Raw genomic sequence first — 2,263 nt, forward strand, 5'->3', positions numbered from 1 at the left:
GGATCACGAGATTGCCCGCATCCTCGATGCGGATGGAGAGCAGTTCGCTGTGCAACTGCAAATAGCGGCCCAGCGTTTCGAGGGCGCGCCGTGCCGTGGTTTCCTCTCGCACCACCAGGCTGAACGGACCCAGGTTCGACAGGCGCCGGGCCGTGGAAAGCCGCAACCCGAAGTCTTCGACCCGGCTTTCCGCGGCTGAGGTTTCGAGCAGCTTTGCCACCGCTGTCGCATCAATTTGCGTGTCCGGATCCGAAAGGCACGAAGGATCCAGGCCGCACTTGCGCATCAGGCGGTTGGGATCGAGGCCGACCGAGCGCGCCAGTTCGAGGTAGCCGCTCAGGGTCGCGCTGCGAATGGTGGAGTGCATTTCTCCGGGGCCGTGAGGGACTGTTTTGGATGTCCCGAATGGTCATCCAAATGTCCCCTCGGGTCAATCGCCTGGCATCCGGAAAAACCATACTCAACCCGTCACTCAACGATTCCCTACGGAGACAACCATGCAATTCCTCGACGACTCACTCCTCCCCGAAAACCAGCAACCCCTCGTCATCCAGGTCGCGCCTTACGGCCCGGAGTGGATTCCCGCCGACTCCAGCGACATCCCGGTGTCGATGGACGAGCAGGTTCAAAAGGCGGTGGACTGCTACAACGCCGGCGCCACGCTCCTGCACGTCCATGTCCGCGAGGCGGACGGCAAGGGCTCCAAGCGCCTTTCGATGTTCAACGAGCTGCTCGCCCGTCTGCGCAATGCAGTTCCCGACATGATCCTGCAGGTCGGCGGCTCGATTTCGTTTGCGCCCGAGACCGACAGCGAGGCGGCTCAATGGCTGAGCGACGACACGCGCCACATGCTCGCGGAACTCACGCCGAAGCCCGACCAGGTGACGATCGCGATCAACACCAACCAGATGAACATCTGCGAGCTGTTGACCGCGGACGATGTCGCGAACACGTCCCTTGCGAATCCGGCCTATCAGCAGGCCTACCGCGAGATGACCATTCCCTCGGGACCCGGCTTCGTCGAGGAACACCTGCGCCGGCTGCAGGCCAACGGCATTCAGCCGCTCTTCATGCTCGGCGACGTGGGGCAGCTCGAGTCGGTCGAGCGACTGATCCGGCGCGGCATCTACACCGGCCCCCTGACCATGAACTGGGCGGCGATCGGCGGCGGCATGGACGGTCCGAACCCCTACAACATGATGGAGTTCATCCGCCGGGTCCCTGATGGCGCAGTCCTGACCATCGAAAGCATCATGCGCAGCGTCCTGCCCTTGAATGCAATGGCGATCGCCATGGGCCTGCACGTGCGCGTGGGCATCGAAGACAACCTCTGGGGCCGCAAGGGTGAACGCATGACCTCCGTGCAGCAGGTCGAGCAGATGGTGCGGCTCTCGCGCGAAATGCATCGCGAAGTGGCTACCGGCAAGCAGGCCAAGGAGATCTACAAGATCGGCGAGCACTACAAGACCGTCGACGAAACCCTGGCAAAGATTGGCTACGCGCCGAACCGTCAGTCCGGCGAACGGGGTGCTCCGCTTCGCCGCGTGGCCTGAGACAGGGAGCACGTCATGGTGAAATCCACAAGACCTCTCGAAGGGCGCGTCGCGCTCGTCACGGGCGCAGGCCCGGGCCTCGGCCGCGCCCTGGCGCGCTCCCTGGCCGAAGCCGGCGCCAATCTCGTCGTCTGCGACATCAATGAAGCAAGTCTCGAGCAGGCGCGCGCCGCGGTCGAGGAGGCCGGCTCGGAATGCCTGACCGTGTGTTGCGACGTCTCGGACAGCGCCGCTGTGCAGCGCATGTTCGCCCAGGCGGCCGAACGCTTCGGCACCGTGCACATCCTGGTGAACAACGCGGCGCTGACGCCCAACCGGCCGGCTGACGACGTGCGGCGCAATCGCCACTACACGTACCTCACGACGCCCGTGCCGCGGGAGTCGCTGGAGTTCACCAGCAACATCACCGATGAGGAATGGCACCGCTGGTGGGGCGTCAACGTGCACGGCACCTTCTACTGCACGCGCGAAGCGCTCAAGCTGATGGAGCCGCAGAAGTACGGCCGCATCATCAACGTCGCATCGCTGTCCGGCATGTCGGGCCTGTCCGCCCACAGCCCCCATTACAGCGCGACGAAGGGGGCGGTGATTGCCTTCACCAAGTCAGTCGCCGCGGAAGTCGCCGGCAGCAACATCTACGTGAATGTGATGGCACCGGGCCTTGTTCACACGCAGGAGGTCGAAGCGGTCCTGCAGAAGATGGGCGAGGA

At 64.2% G+C, this 2,263-nt stretch carries 3 protein-coding genes; 2 read left to right on the forward strand and 1 reads right to left on the reverse strand.

Annotation, left to right across the window (positions count from 1 at the left end; all coding sequences use genetic code 11):
* On the reverse strand, nucleotides 1-367 hold a 367-nt coding region (locus tag AC1D2K_RS33660; protein ID WP_478094645.1), incomplete at its 3' end, for an AraC family transcriptional regulator ligand-binding domain-containing protein.
* A gap of 130 nt (nucleotides 368-497) precedes the next feature.
* Between AC1D2K_RS33660 and AC1D2K_RS33665 the strand changes: the two genes are divergently transcribed.
* Together AC1D2K_RS33665 and AC1D2K_RS33670 are read left to right on the forward strand one after the other, a co-directional pair.
* Nucleotides 498-1,553 (forward strand): beta-keto acid cleavage family enzyme, encoded by a 1,056-nt coding sequence (locus tag AC1D2K_RS33665; RefSeq protein WP_478094646.1) that lies wholly within the window; start codon nucleotides 498-500, stop codon nucleotides 1,551-1,553.
* A 15-nt stretch (nucleotides 1,554-1,568) separates the two neighbouring features.
* Nucleotides 1,569-2,263: SDR family NAD(P)-dependent oxidoreductase (locus tag AC1D2K_RS33670; RefSeq protein ID WP_478094648.1), on the forward strand; the 695-nt coding region annotated here is incomplete at its 3' end.

The organism is Variovorax sp. P1_H12_2 (assembly GCF_056405335.1).